15 protein-coding genes and 2 tRNA genes are annotated in these 13409 nt (G+C 71.2%); 10 read left to right on the top strand and 7 right to left on the bottom strand.

Annotated elements, in window-relative coordinates; genetic code table 11:
• The first annotated feature begins 177 nt into the window (after positions 1-177).
• Together ACZ3OF_RS15875 and ACZ3OF_RS15880 are read left to right on the top strand one after the other, a co-directional pair.
• Positions 178-270, top strand: a complete 93-nt coding sequence (locus tag ACZ3OF_RS15875; RefSeq protein ID WP_352189727.1) for a putative leader peptide — start codon at positions 178-180, stop codon at positions 268-270.
• A 174-nt stretch (positions 271-444) separates the two neighbouring features.
• Complete coding sequence (locus ACZ3OF_RS15880) at positions 445-1842, top strand: sulfatase family protein (RefSeq protein WP_467305056.1); 1398 nt, start codon at positions 445-447, stop codon at positions 1840-1842.
• Between the two features lie 10 nt (positions 1843-1852).
• Here the strand turns inward: ACZ3OF_RS15880 and ACZ3OF_RS15885 are convergent, their stop codons facing one another.
• Both ACZ3OF_RS15885 and ACZ3OF_RS15890 read right to left on the bottom strand, forming a co-directional pair.
• On the bottom strand, positions 1853-2683 hold the full coding sequence (locus tag ACZ3OF_RS15885; protein WP_361670579.1) for an META domain-containing protein: 831 nt from the start codon (positions 2681-2683) through the stop codon (positions 1853-1855).
• Positions 2684-2733: 50 nt separating this feature from the next.
• A complete protein-coding gene (locus tag ACZ3OF_RS15890) occupies positions 2734-3522 on the bottom strand; it encodes a maleylpyruvate isomerase family mycothiol-dependent enzyme (protein WP_467305059.1) in 789 nt (262 codons plus the stop codon).
• A 78-nt stretch (positions 3523-3600) separates the two neighbouring features.
• On the opposite strand from ACZ3OF_RS15890, the gene ACZ3OF_RS15895 reads away from it, so the two are divergent.
• The gene (locus ACZ3OF_RS15895) at positions 3601-4005 is read left to right on the top strand and encodes a nuclear transport factor 2 family protein (RefSeq protein ID WP_361670573.1); all 405 of its coding nucleotides are present in this window, start codon (positions 3601-3603) and stop codon (positions 4003-4005) included.
• Here the strand turns inward: ACZ3OF_RS15895 and ACZ3OF_RS15900 are convergent.
• From ACZ3OF_RS15900 to purS, 5 genes are all read right to left on the bottom strand, one after another.
• Positions 3993-4820 carry a M23 family metallopeptidase gene (locus tag ACZ3OF_RS15900; protein WP_467305061.1) on the bottom strand — a complete coding sequence of 276 codons (828 nt, stop codon included), beginning with the start codon at positions 4818-4820 and terminating at the stop codon, positions 3993-3995. The genes ACZ3OF_RS15895 and ACZ3OF_RS15900 overlap by 13 nt on opposite strands.
• Positions 4821-4846: 26 nt before the next feature.
• Positions 4847-5353, bottom strand: a complete 507-nt coding sequence (locus tag ACZ3OF_RS15905; RefSeq protein WP_361670568.1) for an ArsR/SmtB family transcription factor — start codon at positions 5351-5353, stop codon at positions 4847-4849.
• A gap of 128 nt (positions 5354-5481) precedes the next feature.
• Positions 5482-7731: a phosphoribosylformylglycinamidine synthase subunit PurL gene (gene purL / locus ACZ3OF_RS15910; RefSeq protein ID WP_361670566.1), complete on the bottom strand. Its 2250-nt coding sequence runs from the start codon at positions 7729-7731 to the stop codon at positions 5482-5484.
• The gene (purQ, locus tag ACZ3OF_RS15915; RefSeq protein WP_361435730.1) at positions 7731-8411 is read right to left on the bottom strand and encodes a phosphoribosylformylglycinamidine synthase subunit PurQ; all 681 of its coding nucleotides are present in this window, start codon (positions 8409-8411) and stop codon (positions 7731-7733) included. The genes purL and purQ overlap by 1 nt, the downstream gene beginning before the upstream one ends.
• The gene (gene purS, locus ACZ3OF_RS15920; RefSeq protein WP_260230829.1) at positions 8408-8677 is read right to left on the bottom strand and encodes a phosphoribosylformylglycinamidine synthase subunit PurS; all 270 of its coding nucleotides are present in this window, start codon (positions 8675-8677) and stop codon (positions 8408-8410) included. Before purS ends, purQ begins: the two co-directional genes overlap by 4 nt.
• A 324-nt stretch (positions 8678-9001) precedes the next feature.
• On the opposite strand from purS, the gene ACZ3OF_RS15925 reads away from it, so the two are divergent.
• The 7 genes from ACZ3OF_RS15925 (at position 9002) to ACZ3OF_RS15955 (ending at position 13398) form a co-directional block, all read left to right on the top strand.
• Positions 9002-9355 (top strand): histone-like nucleoid-structuring protein Lsr2, encoded by a 354-nt coding sequence (locus tag ACZ3OF_RS15925; RefSeq protein WP_361435727.1) that lies wholly within the window; start codon positions 9002-9004, stop codon positions 9353-9355.
• 112 nt (positions 9356-9467) lie between these two features.
• A tRNA-Gly gene (locus ACZ3OF_RS15930) sits at positions 9468-9539 on the top strand.
• Between the two features lie 79 nt (positions 9540-9618).
• A tRNA-Gly gene (locus ACZ3OF_RS15935) sits at positions 9619-9691 on the top strand.
• A 139-nt stretch (positions 9692-9830) separates the two neighbouring features.
• Positions 9831-10778: an ABC transporter ATP-binding protein gene (locus tag ACZ3OF_RS15940; protein ID WP_467305068.1), complete on the top strand. Its 948-nt coding sequence runs from the start codon at positions 9831-9833 to the stop codon at positions 10776-10778.
• Positions 10775-11539, top strand: a complete 765-nt coding sequence (locus tag ACZ3OF_RS15945; protein WP_361670560.1) for an ABC transporter permease — start codon at positions 10775-10777, stop codon at positions 11537-11539. The genes ACZ3OF_RS15940 and ACZ3OF_RS15945 overlap by 4 nt, the downstream gene beginning before the upstream one ends.
• 21 nt (positions 11540-11560) lie before the next feature.
• Positions 11561-12793, top strand: coding sequence for a sensor histidine kinase (locus ACZ3OF_RS15950; protein ID WP_361670557.1), 1233 nt, complete (start codon positions 11561-11563; stop codon positions 12791-12793).
• Positions 12790-13398 (top strand): response regulator transcription factor, encoded by a 609-nt coding sequence (locus tag ACZ3OF_RS15955; RefSeq protein WP_361670554.1) that lies wholly within the window; start codon positions 12790-12792, stop codon positions 13396-13398. Before ACZ3OF_RS15950 ends, ACZ3OF_RS15955 begins: the two co-directional genes overlap by 4 nt.
• Positions 13399-13409: the final 11 nt, after the last annotated feature.

The following is a 13409-nucleotide window of genomic DNA, read 5'->3' on the forward strand; positions in this document are numbered from 1 at the left end:
CGGTGCCCCTGGCGGGCTCGGAGTGTGACGGGAGTCGCACGAGGGATGCCGCTTCCCGGCCGCCGGGCGCCCGAGGAGCAGGAAGCTGCCGAGGCGTCGACGCAGAGGCCCGGGCTGCGTCCCGGGGACTGGGACGGTCGTTGACAGGTGCACGCGCTCTGGGACAGGCTCCCCGCCATGCAGCCTGTGCGTGACCGTGCGGTCACCCTCGTCGCGCGCCGACACGTGGACCTCGTCCGTGTCGCCAGCGCCATCTGTCGCTGCGCCTGATCACACCCCCGCGCCCGTGATCCCGGGTGTCCGCACGGACCCTCGCGGCCCCCGCCTGCCCGGCGTCCCGGGCGCCCTGTTCTGAGCCACGGCCCGCGCCCTGGCCGCACCGTCGCGCGCCGTCCCGCGCCCGCCCCGGACCTTCCCGCACCCCGCACCTTCCAAGGAGCCTCCATGCCCACGCCCAAGATCCCCCTGTCCAGGCGCGCCTTCGGCGGGGCGGCCGTCGGGGCCGCCGCCGTCGGCGCGCTGGGCGCCGGAGCCGGCCCCGCACAGGCCGCGGAGCGGCCCTTCCGTGCCGCTCGCGGCCGGCACTCCCGCCGGCCGAACATCCTCTTCATCCTCGGCGACGACCTCGGCTGGGCCGACCTGTCCTCCTACGGATCCCCGCACATCCGGACCCCGAACCTGGACCGCCTCGCCCGCCAGGGCGTCCGGTTCACGAACGCCTACTCCGGCTCCGCGACCTGCTCCCCGACCCGCTTCAGCCTCTACACGGGCCGCTTCCCCGGCCGTACGAAGGGCGGGCTCGCCGAGCCGATCGCCGACAAGTCGGTCGGCCTCGAGCCGACCCACCCCACCCTGGCCTCCCGGCTGCGCGAGGCCGGATACGCCACCGCCCTCATCGGCAAGTGGCACTGCGGCTACCTCCCCGACTACTCCCCCACCCGCTCGGGCTGGGACGAGTTCTTCGGCAACTTCGGCGGCGCCCTGGAGTACTACTCCAAGCTCGGTCTCGGCGGCGAGTACGACCTCTACGAGGGCGACGCGCAGTACAAGGACCTGCGCTACTACACCCGGATCCTGACCGAGCGGGCGAGCGAGTACGTGGCCCGCGACCACGAGAAGCCCTGGCTGCTCAACCTGAACTTCACCACCCCCCACTGGCCGTGGATCGCCGACGGCGACGAGGAGGCGAGCGCCGAGATCGTCCGGCGCATCAAGGCGGGCGACCGCTCCGCCCTCTGGCACCAGGACGGCGGCTCGATCGAGAAGTACAAGGAGATGGTCGAGGACCTCGACCGGTCGGTGGGCGAGGTGCTGCGCGCGCTGAAGCGCTCGGGCCAGGAGGAGGACACTCTCGTCTTCTTCGCCAGCGACAACGGCGGCGAGCGGTTCTCCTACAACTGGCCGCTCGCCGGGAACAAGGGCTCGCTCCAGGAAGGCGGCATCCGTGTGCCGTCCGTCCTGCGCTGGCCCGCCCGGATAGACGGCGGGCAGGTCAGCGACCTGCCGGTGTACACCCCGGACTGGACCGCGACCCTGCTCGAACTGGGCGGCGCCCGCCCCCACCCCGCCTACCCGCTGGACGGCACCAGCCTCGCCGGGCACCTGCTGCGCGGCGAGGAGGTGCCCGAGCGCGACCTGTTCTGGCGGGTGCGGGGCGAGCGGGCGCTGCGCCGCGGGGACTGGAAGTACTACCGGGGCAAGAGCGGCCGTGACCAGCTCTTCCATCTGACCGAGGACGCCCGCGAACAGGCGGACCGTGCCCCGTACGAGCAGGAGCGGCTGGCCGCGCTGCGGGCGGCGTGGGAACGGACGGACGCCGGCCTGCTGCCCTACGGGTCCTGAGACCCCGGCGCTACGGAGTCGGGCTCGCCGCCGGCTTCGCGGTCGCGGCGAAGCCCTCGCCGTCGGCACCCGTGAGGGTCAGGGTGCGGTGGCGCAGCTCGTACGAGAGGGGTCCGTCGAGGAGCTCGTACAGCTTCGTCTCCAGCTCCATCTGCGGGCCCGAGCAGATCATGCGCGTGGTCGCGACCGGCCCGGTGACGGTGAGCGTCTCCGCGGTGACCTTCGCCGTGGCCGTGAACCGGTTGCAGCCCAGGTTGCCGCGGACCCGTCCGTCCTCGTCGATGACGAACGTGGCCTTGCCCTCGCTGCCCTTGGGCAGTGAGGAGGCCGTCTCGCCGGAGACCAGGGAGTCGACGGCCCAGGTGGTGCCGTTGAGCCGGGCGGCCGGCTCGGACGTCAGCGCGACGACGTTCTTGCCGTCGTCCGAGGTGAGGGTGAGCCGGTCACCGTCCACCCGGGCCTTCAGCGAGCCGGCGAAGACCTTCTGGAGCACGGCCTCGAAGGCGCCCCGCTCACCGGGACACGCCATCTCGGTGCCTTGGCCCTGCTTCACGGTGACGGTGTCCCCCTGGACCGACACCTCGGCACCGAAGCCGTTGCAGCCGCTGTTCCCCGACGCCTTGCCGTTCGCGGCGATCTCGATGTGGGCGCCGTCGGGCGCCCGGGTCTCCTTGCCTGCCACGGTCACGGTGTCGAAGGCCCAGTGGACTCCGGCGACGGGCACGTCGGGGGCGACGGAGCCCGCGCCGGGGTCGGAGCCGGCCTTTTCGGTGCCGCACGCCGAGAGCACGACGAGCGAGGCCAGGACTGCGGTGGCTGCGATGGGACGTGTCTTCAGCATGGGGATGGGACGGGCGGGCGGCGCGGACGGTTCCGTACGACTCCGGGGAGTCACCCCATGAGCGGAAGCAGGGCGCCGAGGTCGGCCCGCTCCCCGCTCGCGCCGACCCGCGCCGCGTGCAGCTCCTCGGCCCACCCGGCCCGGCCGGTCGCCAGCCGGATCCAGGTGAGCGGATCGGTCTCGACGACGTTGGGCGGGGTGCCGCGGGTGTGCCGGGGTCCCTCCACGCACTGGACGACCGCGAAGGGCGGGACCCGTACCTCGACCGAGCCGCCCGGCGCCTTCACCGCCAGCGCGTCCGCGAGGAGACGGGTACAGGCGGCGAGGGCCTGCCGGTCGTACGGGATGTCCAGTCCCGTCGCCGCGTTGAGGTCGTCGGTGTGGACGACGAGTTCGACGGTCCGGGTCACCAGGAAGTCGGCGAGGCGCATGGCGCCGAAGCGCATCGGGACGAGCCGGTCGTCGGGGACGCCCTCGATCCGCTCCTCGTACTGCGCGGCAGTCCGCTCGTACAGTCCGGCCAGGTCGGCCGTGTCGATCGCCCGGGTGTCCTCGTCGATCCGCGCTGCGGCCGTCGCCGTCGCCGACGGCCAGTCCAGCAGGGCGACTTCCTGCTCGGCCGGTTCGGGCTCGGCGAGCGCGCGGGCGACGGCGCCGACCGCCATCGTCAGGTGCCCGGCCAGCTCCCGTACGGTCCACTCCCCCAGCCGGGTCGGCCCGTCGAGCTGCTCCGGCGACAGCGCGCGCACCCCCTCCCGTACGTTCCTGAACTGGGCGAGCACGGCGGCCCGGGTCTTCGCGGAGTCGTAGCTGCGAGTGCGCTTCTTGGCCGGTGGCATGGGGGCGAGGGTAGTCGGAGACTGGAGGGGGAGGGCTTCCAGCACAGCGCCTATTCGCCTGAGAGGGGTCGATCAGCGATGGCTGAGCACCCTGACACCGCCCTGGTCCGCCGGGGCTACGACGCGTTCTCCAAGGGAGACATGGACACGATCCGGTCCCTGATGACCTCGGACTGCACGCACCACTCGCCGGGCGACAACCGGATATCCGGGCACCACAAGGGTGTGGAGAACTGCGTCCACTACTACGAGCAGCTCGGCGCGCTCACCGACGGCACCATGCGGGTCGCCCTCGAAAGCATCACCGTCGACGGCCGCGGGCATGCCATAGCGGCCCACAAGTTCCACGCCGACCGCGGCGACCGCGGCATCGAGATGCACGGCGCGCTCTTCTTCACCATCGTCGGCGGCAAGATCACCGATGTCGACGAGTGCGTCGAGAACATGGACGAGAACGACGCCTTCTGGGGTCAGGCCGAGTAGGCCGAGCGGCCCGCGAGGAACGTCTCGCCGTTCTTCGGTACGCCGACACCGCGCCAGGTGAACGGCACGCCCCGCGCCGTGTCCAGGTCCGGGCCGTCCATCAGCTGGAAGTGGACGTGCGGCTCGGTGGAGTTGCCGGAGTTGCCGCACCGGGCGAGTTCCTGACCGGCGGCCACCCGGTCGCCGGGCCGGACGGTCAGCGAGCCGCGCTTCAGGTGCGCGTACATCGCGTACGTCCCGTCGCCGAGGTCGAGGACGAGGTGGTTGCCGGTGACGCGACGGGCACCGGCGAGGCTGCGGACGGTGGATTCGATCAGCAGCAGATAGACCAGGGCGGGCAGCGAATTGCGGCTGAGGTGGTCACGCTGTCCGTCCTCGGCGTGCACGACGGTCGCGTCGGCGACGGCGAGCAGCGGCGCGTCGAAGGCCGGGAAGTCCTCGCCCGGCCGGGCCACCGGCCACAGCCGGGCGAAGGGCGGACGGGGTCGCGCCTCGTCCTCCTCCACGATGTCGATGGCGTACGTCTGGCCGAACTGGTGGGTGCCGTGGCTGGGCGTCCGGTCCGCCGGGCTGTTGAGCGCCGACCAGCGGCCGGTGACCGGCGGGTCCACCTCGACCGGGTCCCGCGGTGCCGCCGCCATCCGCCTGCGGGCGGTCACGGAGAGCGTGATCCCGAGGGCCGCGGCGGCGATCGCCGGCAGCCAGCCCGCCCAGTACGGATACGGCGGGTCGACGAGGACCGAGCCGAGCGCCTGGACGACGAACACCAGCCAGAGTGTGCGGTGGAGCACCACCGCGGACTTGCGCGAGGACATGGACGTTCCCCCCTGAACGATCGCGGTTACGGACGGGCGGCGGTGAGGACCACCAGGAGCGGCACGACCCGGGCTCCCGGCACCTCGTAGCGGCCCCGTCCCGTGGTGTGGAGCCAGCCCGCGCCGGTCAGCTGGCGCAGGTGGTGGTAGATCTGGCCGGTCGTGCCGATCTCCTCCAGGTCCGCCAGTTCGGCCGCCGTGCGCCGGCCGCCGAGGATCTCCCGCAGCAGCCGGAGCCGTACGGGATGGCCGAGCGCGGCGAAGGAGTCGGCGGTCTCGGTCCAGTCCTCCTCGAGCAGCCGCTCGGTGAGGGCGCCGAACTGCCACTCGTACCGCTCCTGGGTCGGCAGGCGGACCGAGCCCGTGAACAGCACCCCGCCGTCCTCGCCCCGCGGGCCCGCCTCGGCGAGCTGCGCCTTCAGCCCTTCCAGGGCCCAGAAGGTGGCGTCGACGACCTCGGGCGCGGGGCGCTCCGCGCCTTCCAGGGCCGCCATACGGCGTTCCAGCTCGGCCACCCGCTCTTCCAGCTCCATGATGTCGAGATTACGTAATTACGTAATCTCACGCAAGTGTCGTGAGGGAGAGAGTGCCGTGGGGAGAGAACGAGAAAGCCCCCGCCCGGACCCGAAGGTCCGGACGGGGGCTCCCGTGATGCGCCGTGTCAGGCCAGCAGGCCCGGAATGGTCGCCTCGTGCGCCGTGCGCAGCTCCTCCAGAGAAACGCTGAACTCGCCCTGCACGTCGACCTCGTCGCCGTCCACGACACCGATCCGCGTCGCCGGGAGACCCCGTGCGCCGCACATGTCGGTGAAGCGGAGCTCCTCGCTGCGCGGGACGGCGACGACCGCGCGGCCGGCCGACTCGCTGAAGAGGAAGGTGAAGGCGTCCAGGCCGTCCGGGACGACCAGGCGCGCGCCGGTGCCGCCGCGCAGGCAGGACTCGACGACCGCCTGGACCAGACCGCCGTCGGACAGGTCGTGCGCCGCGTCGATCATGCCGTCGCGCGAGGCCGAGATCAGGATCTCGCCGAGCAGCTTCTCCCGGTCGAGGTCCACGGCCGGCGGCAGACCGCCGAGGTGCTGGTGGATGACCTCGGACCAGGCCGAGCCACCGAACTCCTCACGCGTGTCGCCGAGCAGGTAGAGGAGCTGGCCCTCTTCCGCGAAGGCGATCGGCGTACGGCGGTTGACGTCGTCGATCACACCGAGCACGGCCACGACCGGCGTCGGGTGGATGGCGACCTCGCCCGTCTGGTTGTACAGCGAGACGTTGCCGCCGGTCACCGGGGTGCCGAGCTGCAGGCAGCCGTCCGCGAGACCACGGGTGGCCTCGGCGAACTGCCACATCACGGCCGGGTCCTCGGGCGAACCGAAGTTCAGACAGTCCGAGATCGCCAGCGGCTTCGCACCGGAGGCGGCGACATTGCGGTACGCCTCAGCCAGCGCGAGCTGCGCACCCGTGTACGGGTCGAGCTTCGCGTACCGGCCGTTGCCGTCGGTGGCCATGGCCACACCGAGGTTGGTCTCCTCGTCGATACGGACCATGCCCGCGTCCTCGGGCTGCGCCAGGACGGTGTTGCCCTGCACGAACCGGTCGTACTGGTCCGTGATCCAGGACTTCGACGCCTGGTTCGGGGAGGAGACCAGCTTCAGGACCTGGTCCTTCAGCTCCTCGCCGTTCTGCGGCCGGGGCAGCCTGCCGGCGTCGTCGGCCTGGAGCGCGTCCTGCCACTCCGGGCGGGCGTACGGTCGGTGGTAGACCGGGCCCTCGTGGGCGACCGTGCGCGGCGGGACGTCGACGATCTGCTCGCCGTGCCAGAAGATCTCCAGCCGCTCGCCGTCCGTCACCTCACCGATGACGACCGCGATGACGTCCCACTTCTCGCAGATCTCCAGGAAGCGGTCGACGTGCTGGGGCTCCACGATCGCGCACATGCGCTCCTGCGACTCGCTCATGAGGATCTCCTCGGGCGAGAGCGTCGCGTCGCGCAGGTGGACCCGGTCGAGGTCGACCCGCATACCGCCGGAGCCGGCGGAGGCCAGCTCGGAGGTCGCGCAGGAGAGTCCGGCGCCACCCAGGTCCTGGATGCCCGCGACCAGCTTCTCCTTGAAGATCTCCAGGGTGCACTCGATGAGGAGCTTCTCCTGGAACGGGTCGCCGACCTGGACCGCGGGGCGCTTCGTCGGCTTCGTGTCGTCGAAGGTCTCCGAGGCGAGGACCGAGACACCGCCGATGCCGTCGCCGCCGGTGCGGGCGCCGTAGAGGATCACCTTGTTGCCGGGGCCCGAGGCCTTGGCGAGGTGGATGTCCTCGTGCTTCATGACACCGATGCAGCCGGCGTTGACCAGCGGGTTGCCCTGGTAGCACTCGTCGAAGACGACCTCGCCGCCGATGTTCGGCAGGCCCAGGCAGTTGCCGTAGCCGCCGATGCCCGCGACGACTCCGGGGAGCACGCGCTTGGTGTCGGGGTGGTCGGCCGCGCCGAAGCGCAGCGGGTCGACGACCGCGACCGGGCGGGCGCCCATGGCGAGGATGTCGCGGACGATGCCGCCGACGCCGGTGGCCGCGCCCTGGTAGGGCTCGATGTACGAGGGGTGGTTGTGCGACTCGACCTTGAAGGTGACCGCGTAACCCTGGCCGACGTCGACGACGCCCGCGTTCTCGCCGATGCCGACGAGCATGGCGTCGTTGACCGGGACCTTCTCGCCGAACTGCTTCAGATGGACCTTGCTGCTCTTGTACGAGCAGTGCTCGGACCACATGACGGAGTACATGGCCAGCTCGGCACCGGTGGGACGGCGGCCGAGGATCTCGCGGATGCGCGCGTACTCGTCCTCCTTGAGGCCGAGCTCCTTCCACGGCTGCTCGCTGTCCGGGGTCTCGGTGGCGTGCTTGACGGTGTCGAGGCTCATCAGGCGTTGACCAGCTTCTTGAGGATCGAGGTGAAGAAACCGAGGCCGTCGGTACGGCCCGTACCGATCAGCGGCTCGACGGCGTGCTCGGGGTGCGGCATGAGCCCGACGACGTTCCCGGCGGCGTTGGTGATGCCGGCGATGTCACGGAGCGAGCCGTTGGGGTTCATGTCCACGTAGCGGAAGGCCACGCGCCCCTCGGCCTCCAGCTCGTCGAGCGTCCGCTCGTCGGCGACGTACCGGCCGTCCATGTTCTTGAGCGGGACCTGGATCTCCTGGCCCTGCTCGTAGTCGGACGTCCAGGCGGTCTCCGCGTTCTCCACCCGCAGCTTCTGGTCGCGGCAGATGAAGTGCAGGTGGTTGTTGCGCAGCATTGCGCCCGGCAGCAGATGGGCCTCGGTGAGGATCTGGAAGCCGTTGCAGATGCCGAGGACGGGCATGCCCGCCTTCGCCTGCTCGATGAGCGGCTCCATCACCGGCGAGAAGCGGGAGATGGCCCCGGCGCGCAGGTAGTCGCCGTAGGAGAAGCCGCCGGCCAGGACCACGGCGTCGACCTGCTTGAGGTCCTTGTCGCGGTGCCAGAGCGAGACGGGCTCGGCGCCGGCGAGACGGACGGCGCGCAGCGCGTCCTGGTCGTCGAGCGTTCCGGGGAAGGTGACAACGCCGATGCGTGCGGTCACGACGAGGCCCCGGCGGTCTCCGTGGACTCGACCTTGACGGTGAAGTCCTCGATCACGGTGTTGGCGAGGAAGGTTTCGGCCATCTCATGGATGCGGGCGAGGGCGGCCTCGTCGACCGGTCCTTCCACCTCCAGCTCGAAGCGCTTTCCCTGGCGGACGTCGGCGATTCCCTCGAATCCGAGGCGGGGCAGTGCGCGCTGCACGGCCTGGCCCTGGGGGTCGAGAATCTCCGGCTTGAGCATGACGTCGACTACGACGCGTGCCACTGGCACTCCCGGTGGTGTGTTGCGTGGGCGGTTCCCTCAGCGTACCTGCCTCCAAATTCTACGCGGGTAGAGGACTGGAGGACCCTACAAACGCCCCCGAAGATCCCCACGGAAAATTCAAGTGAAATATTGCGCGGCCCATTGCGGCGGGACACGCGGATGCAATTGGCTGGGCTTCACAATGCGACGCCTACCGCTGTACAAAGGAATACAGAGGAAAGCAGCATTGCCCCGGGGTAGCCGCAAAGCCGGTGTCGCCGCACGTCAGAGGCGCTCGACGCGCCGAACTGGACACGGTGGGACCGCAGGAAAGGACCGATATCCGTGGCTCAGCGAGTAGTGGTCACTCTCTTCGACGACATCGATGGGGGAGAAGCGGCGGAAACGGTGGCGTTCGGCCTGGACGGGAAGATGTACGAGATCGACCTGAATCCCGCCAATGCAAAGAAACTGCGCAAGGCGCTGGCGCCCTACCTCGCGGCCGGCCGGAAGCTGACCGGCAAGGCCGCCGCCGCCCGGGCCGGCGGATCACCCGCCTCCGTGGCTTCGTACAAGCACACCGCTCTCGCCCCCGACCCGGCGGCGGTCCGCGCCTGGGCGCAGTCCAACAAGATGGACGTGCCGGCCCGCGGCCGCATCCCGAAGCGGGTCTACGAGGCCTTCCGCGAGGCCAGTTGATCCCGCCGTCCGACGTGCCGACGGGAACGGAGTTGCACTGCACCCCTGCTGATCGGCTAGAGTCTGGATCACGCCGAGGGGCGAGGCCGCAGGGCCGGACCTCACGCAGCGTGCGGGTGTAGTTCAGTAGTAGAACATCCCCCTTCCAGGGGGAAGGCGCAGTGTGCAATTCCTGTCACCCGCTCTGCATCGCATTACCGACCACTCTTGTGGATCAGGTAGAGTGGTGCTCGCACCGCCCGGTGAAAGCCGGTCGGAGGCATGCGGACGTGGCTCAGTTGGTAGAGCATCACCTTGCCAAGGTGAGGGTCGCGAGTTCGAATCTCGTCGTCCGCTCAGGAATGAAGGCCCCGGTTCTCAGGAACCGGGGCCTTCGCCGTGTCCGCTCATCTCCCGGCGCCGCACTGACATTTGTCATGCGCAGTGATGACAGCGCGCACTGCCGACCGGCTCCGGCCGCCGCGAGGCTGAGGTCATGACCAACGTGATCGAGGCCGACGACCTCCGCCGGACCTACTCCGGCGGCTTCGCGGCCGTCAACGGGATCTCCCTCGCCGTCCGCCAGGGCGAGATCTTCGCGCTCCTCGGGACCAACGGAGCCGGGAAGACCTCCACCGTCGAACTCCTGGAGGGCCTCGCCGCGCCCAGCGGCGGCACGGTCCACGTCCTCGGCCACGACCCGTACCGCGAACGGGCCGCCGTCCGGCCCCGGATCGGCGTGATGCTCCAGGAGGGCGGCTTCCCCTCCGACCTGACGGTCACCGAGACCGTACGGATGTGGGCCGGCTGCACCAGCGGCGCCCGGCCCATCGGCGAGGCCCTGGAGATGGTCGGCCTCGCCGACCGCCGCGACGTACGGATCAAGCAGCTCTCCGGCGGCGAGCGGCGGCGTCTCGACCTGGCGCTCGCGCTCCTCGGCCGCCCCGAGGTCCTCTTCCTCGACGAGCCGACCACCGGCCTCGACGCCGAGGGCCGGCGCGACACCTGGGCGCTGGTGCGGGCGCTGCGGGACGGAGGCACGACCGTCGTCCTCACCACGCACTACCTGGAGGAGGCCGAGTCCCTGGCCGACCGGCTGGCGATCATGCACCAGGGGCGGATCGTGCTCTCCGGCACCCCCGCCGAGGTCACCGCCGCCCGGCCCGCCCGCATCCGCTTCACCCTCCCCGAGGGCATCGCGCCCGGCCGGCTCCCACTCACCCTGAAGGCCGCCGCGGAGGGACGGCGCGTGGAGATCCGTACGCACGAACTGCAGCACGCGCTCGGCGAACTCCTCGACTGGGCCCGCGAGGCCGGCGTACGGCTCGACGGGCTCGACGCCCGCTCGGCCTCCCTCGAAGAGGCGTTCCTGGAGATCGCCTCCCTGACGGACGACTCCCGTACCGACGGCCCCCGCAACGACGCCCTGGAGACCGCCCGATGAACGCGACCGCACGCCGGATGACCTCGCTCGGACGGGCCGAACTCACCCTCCTCGGGCGGAACAAGAACAACCTCTTCATCGCCCTCCTCATGCCGCTGTTGATGATCTTCGTGCTGCGGTCCACGCTCTCGCAGATGGGCCAGGAGGAGCTGCCGATGGGCATGGCGGGAGCCACCCTCATCGGCGGGACCGGCCTGGTCCTCATCCTCGTCGTCTACATGGGCCTCGTCTCCGCCCTCGTCGCCCGCCGCGAGGAACTGGTCCTCAAGCGTCTCCGTACGGGAGAGGCGACCGACCTGGAGATCCTCGGCGGGGCCGCGCTCCCCTCCGCCGCCATCGCGCTCCTCCAGTGCGCCGTCCTCACCGTCGGCGGCACCCTCGTCCTCGACGTACCCGCGCCGCGCAGGCCCGACCTGCTCGTGCTCGGGCTGCTCGCCGCGATCCTGCTGCTCGCGGGACTGGCCGCCGCGACCACCGCCATCACGCGGAACGTCGAGAGCGCCGGCCTCACCACCCTGCCGTTCTTCCTGATCTCGGCCATGGGCTCCGGCCTGATGGTGCCCCGCGACCTCCTTCCGGACCTGGCCGCGAGCATCACCGAACTGCTGCCGTTCACCGGAGTCATGGAGTTCGTCCGGGCCGGCTGGACCGGCGTCGGCGACACCCAGGACCTGGTCACCGCCACACTCACCACGCTGGTCTGGGGCGTCCTCACCGTGTTTGCTGTCCAGAAGTGGTTCCGCTGGGAACCGCGACGCTAGAAAAAAGGGGGGGCCGGACGCGTGTCCAGGCTGACGGGGTGGTGGAGCCGGCGCGGCAGTGCGGCCAAGGTCGAGCTGTACACCCGGTGGAGCTTCCACTTCTTCATGCTGATCGAGATCGGCGCCATCGGTCTCGTGCCGATCTCGGACTCCGGGTACAACCCGCTCGCCACTCCCCTCGGCCTCACGCTGACCCTGCTGGTCTGCGCGCACGCCGTACTGAACGCCGTGCTCTCCTCGCGCGCCCTGGACTGGGCCCTGGACCGGCGCGACCGGCCGGTCCGGCTCGCGACCGCGATGATCGTCCTGACGGCGGGCGCTTCGCTGGCCGTGATCGCGCTGCGGGCCACGGGCGTGCTGCGCGACCCCGCCGTGGCCGCCGCCGTCGTCACCGGCATGGTCACCTTCGCCATGGGCAGCCTCGTGCTCTGCGTCCGCAGACCCCGCCGCATGCTGTACGTCGTCCCTGCCGGCGCGCTCGCGACCGGCGTCGCCGTCGTGGCGATGGGGCTCCACCCGGGCGAGGGCCTCGGCTACGCCGTCGCGATCACCATGGGCGGCGGCGGCCTCGCCGCCGCCTGCGGGTTCTCCGGCTGGCTGATGAAGATCGTCTGGGAGCTGGAGCTCTCCCGCGACCTGAAGGCCCGGCTCGCGGTCGCCGAGGAACGGCTCCGCTTCGGCCGCGACCTCCACGACGTCATGGGCCGCAACCTGTCGGTGATCGCCCTCAAGAGCGAACTCGCCGTCCAGCTCGCGCGACGCGAACGGCCCGAGGCCGTCGACCAGATGATCGAGGTGCAGCGGATCGCGCAGGAGTCCCAGCGAGAGGTACGGGACGTGGTGCGCGGCTACCGGGAGGCGGACCTGCGCGTCGAACTCGAGGGCGCGCGCGGGGTGCTGGGGGCCGCAGGCATCGACTGCGCGATCGACCCGGTGACCATGGAACTCCCGGCCGGCGTCCAGTCGGCGCTCGGCTGGGTGGTACGGGAGACGACGACCAACGTGCTGCGGCACGGGGACGCGCGGAAGTGCGCGATCTCGCTGCGGGAGAAGGACGGTTCGGTGCTGCTGACGGTCCGGAACGACGGTGTACGGGAAGGGGCGGTGATGGGACACGGCTCGGGCCTCGCGGGGCTGCGGGAACGGCTCGCGGCCGTCGACGGGACCCTGGAGGCGGGCCCGGACGACAGCGGTACGTTCCAGGTGACGGCGCTGGTGCCGGTCCCCGCACCGAGGCGGGGAGGGGAGTCGTGACCGTACGCGTGCTGCTCGCCGACGACGAGCATCTGATCCGGGGCGCGCTCGCCGCGCTGCTCGCCCTGGAGGACGATCTCGTGGTCGTCGCCGAGGCCGCCACCGGGCCCGAGGCGCTCGCCATGGCCCGCGCCCACCGGCCCGATGTCGCCGTCCTCGATCTACAGATGCCGGGCCTCGACGGTGTGAGGGTCGCCACATCCCTGCGGGACGAACTGCCCGACTGCCGCACCATGATCGTGACCAGTCACGGTCGCCCCGGACACCTCAAGCGGGCGCTCGCGGCCGGGGTGCGGGGCTTCGTGCCGAAGACGGTCAGCGCCCAGCGGCTGGCCGAACTCATCCGTTCCGTACACGCCGGAAACCGTTACGTGGACCCGGAGTTGGCGGCCGACGCGATCGCCGCCGGGGACTCCCCGCTGACCGCCCGCGAGGCCGAGGTGCTCGAACTCGCGGCCGACGGCGCACCGGTCGCGGAGATCGCCGAGCGGGCCTCGCTCTCACCGGGGACGGTCCGGAACTACCTCTCCTCGGCCGCCGCGAAGCTGGGCGCCGAGAACCGTCACACGGCGGTACGTCTCGCGCGGGAGAAAGGTTGGGTATAGTTGGCTCCGCG

This window comes from Streptomyces sp. NPDC022552, from assembly GCF_055561875.1.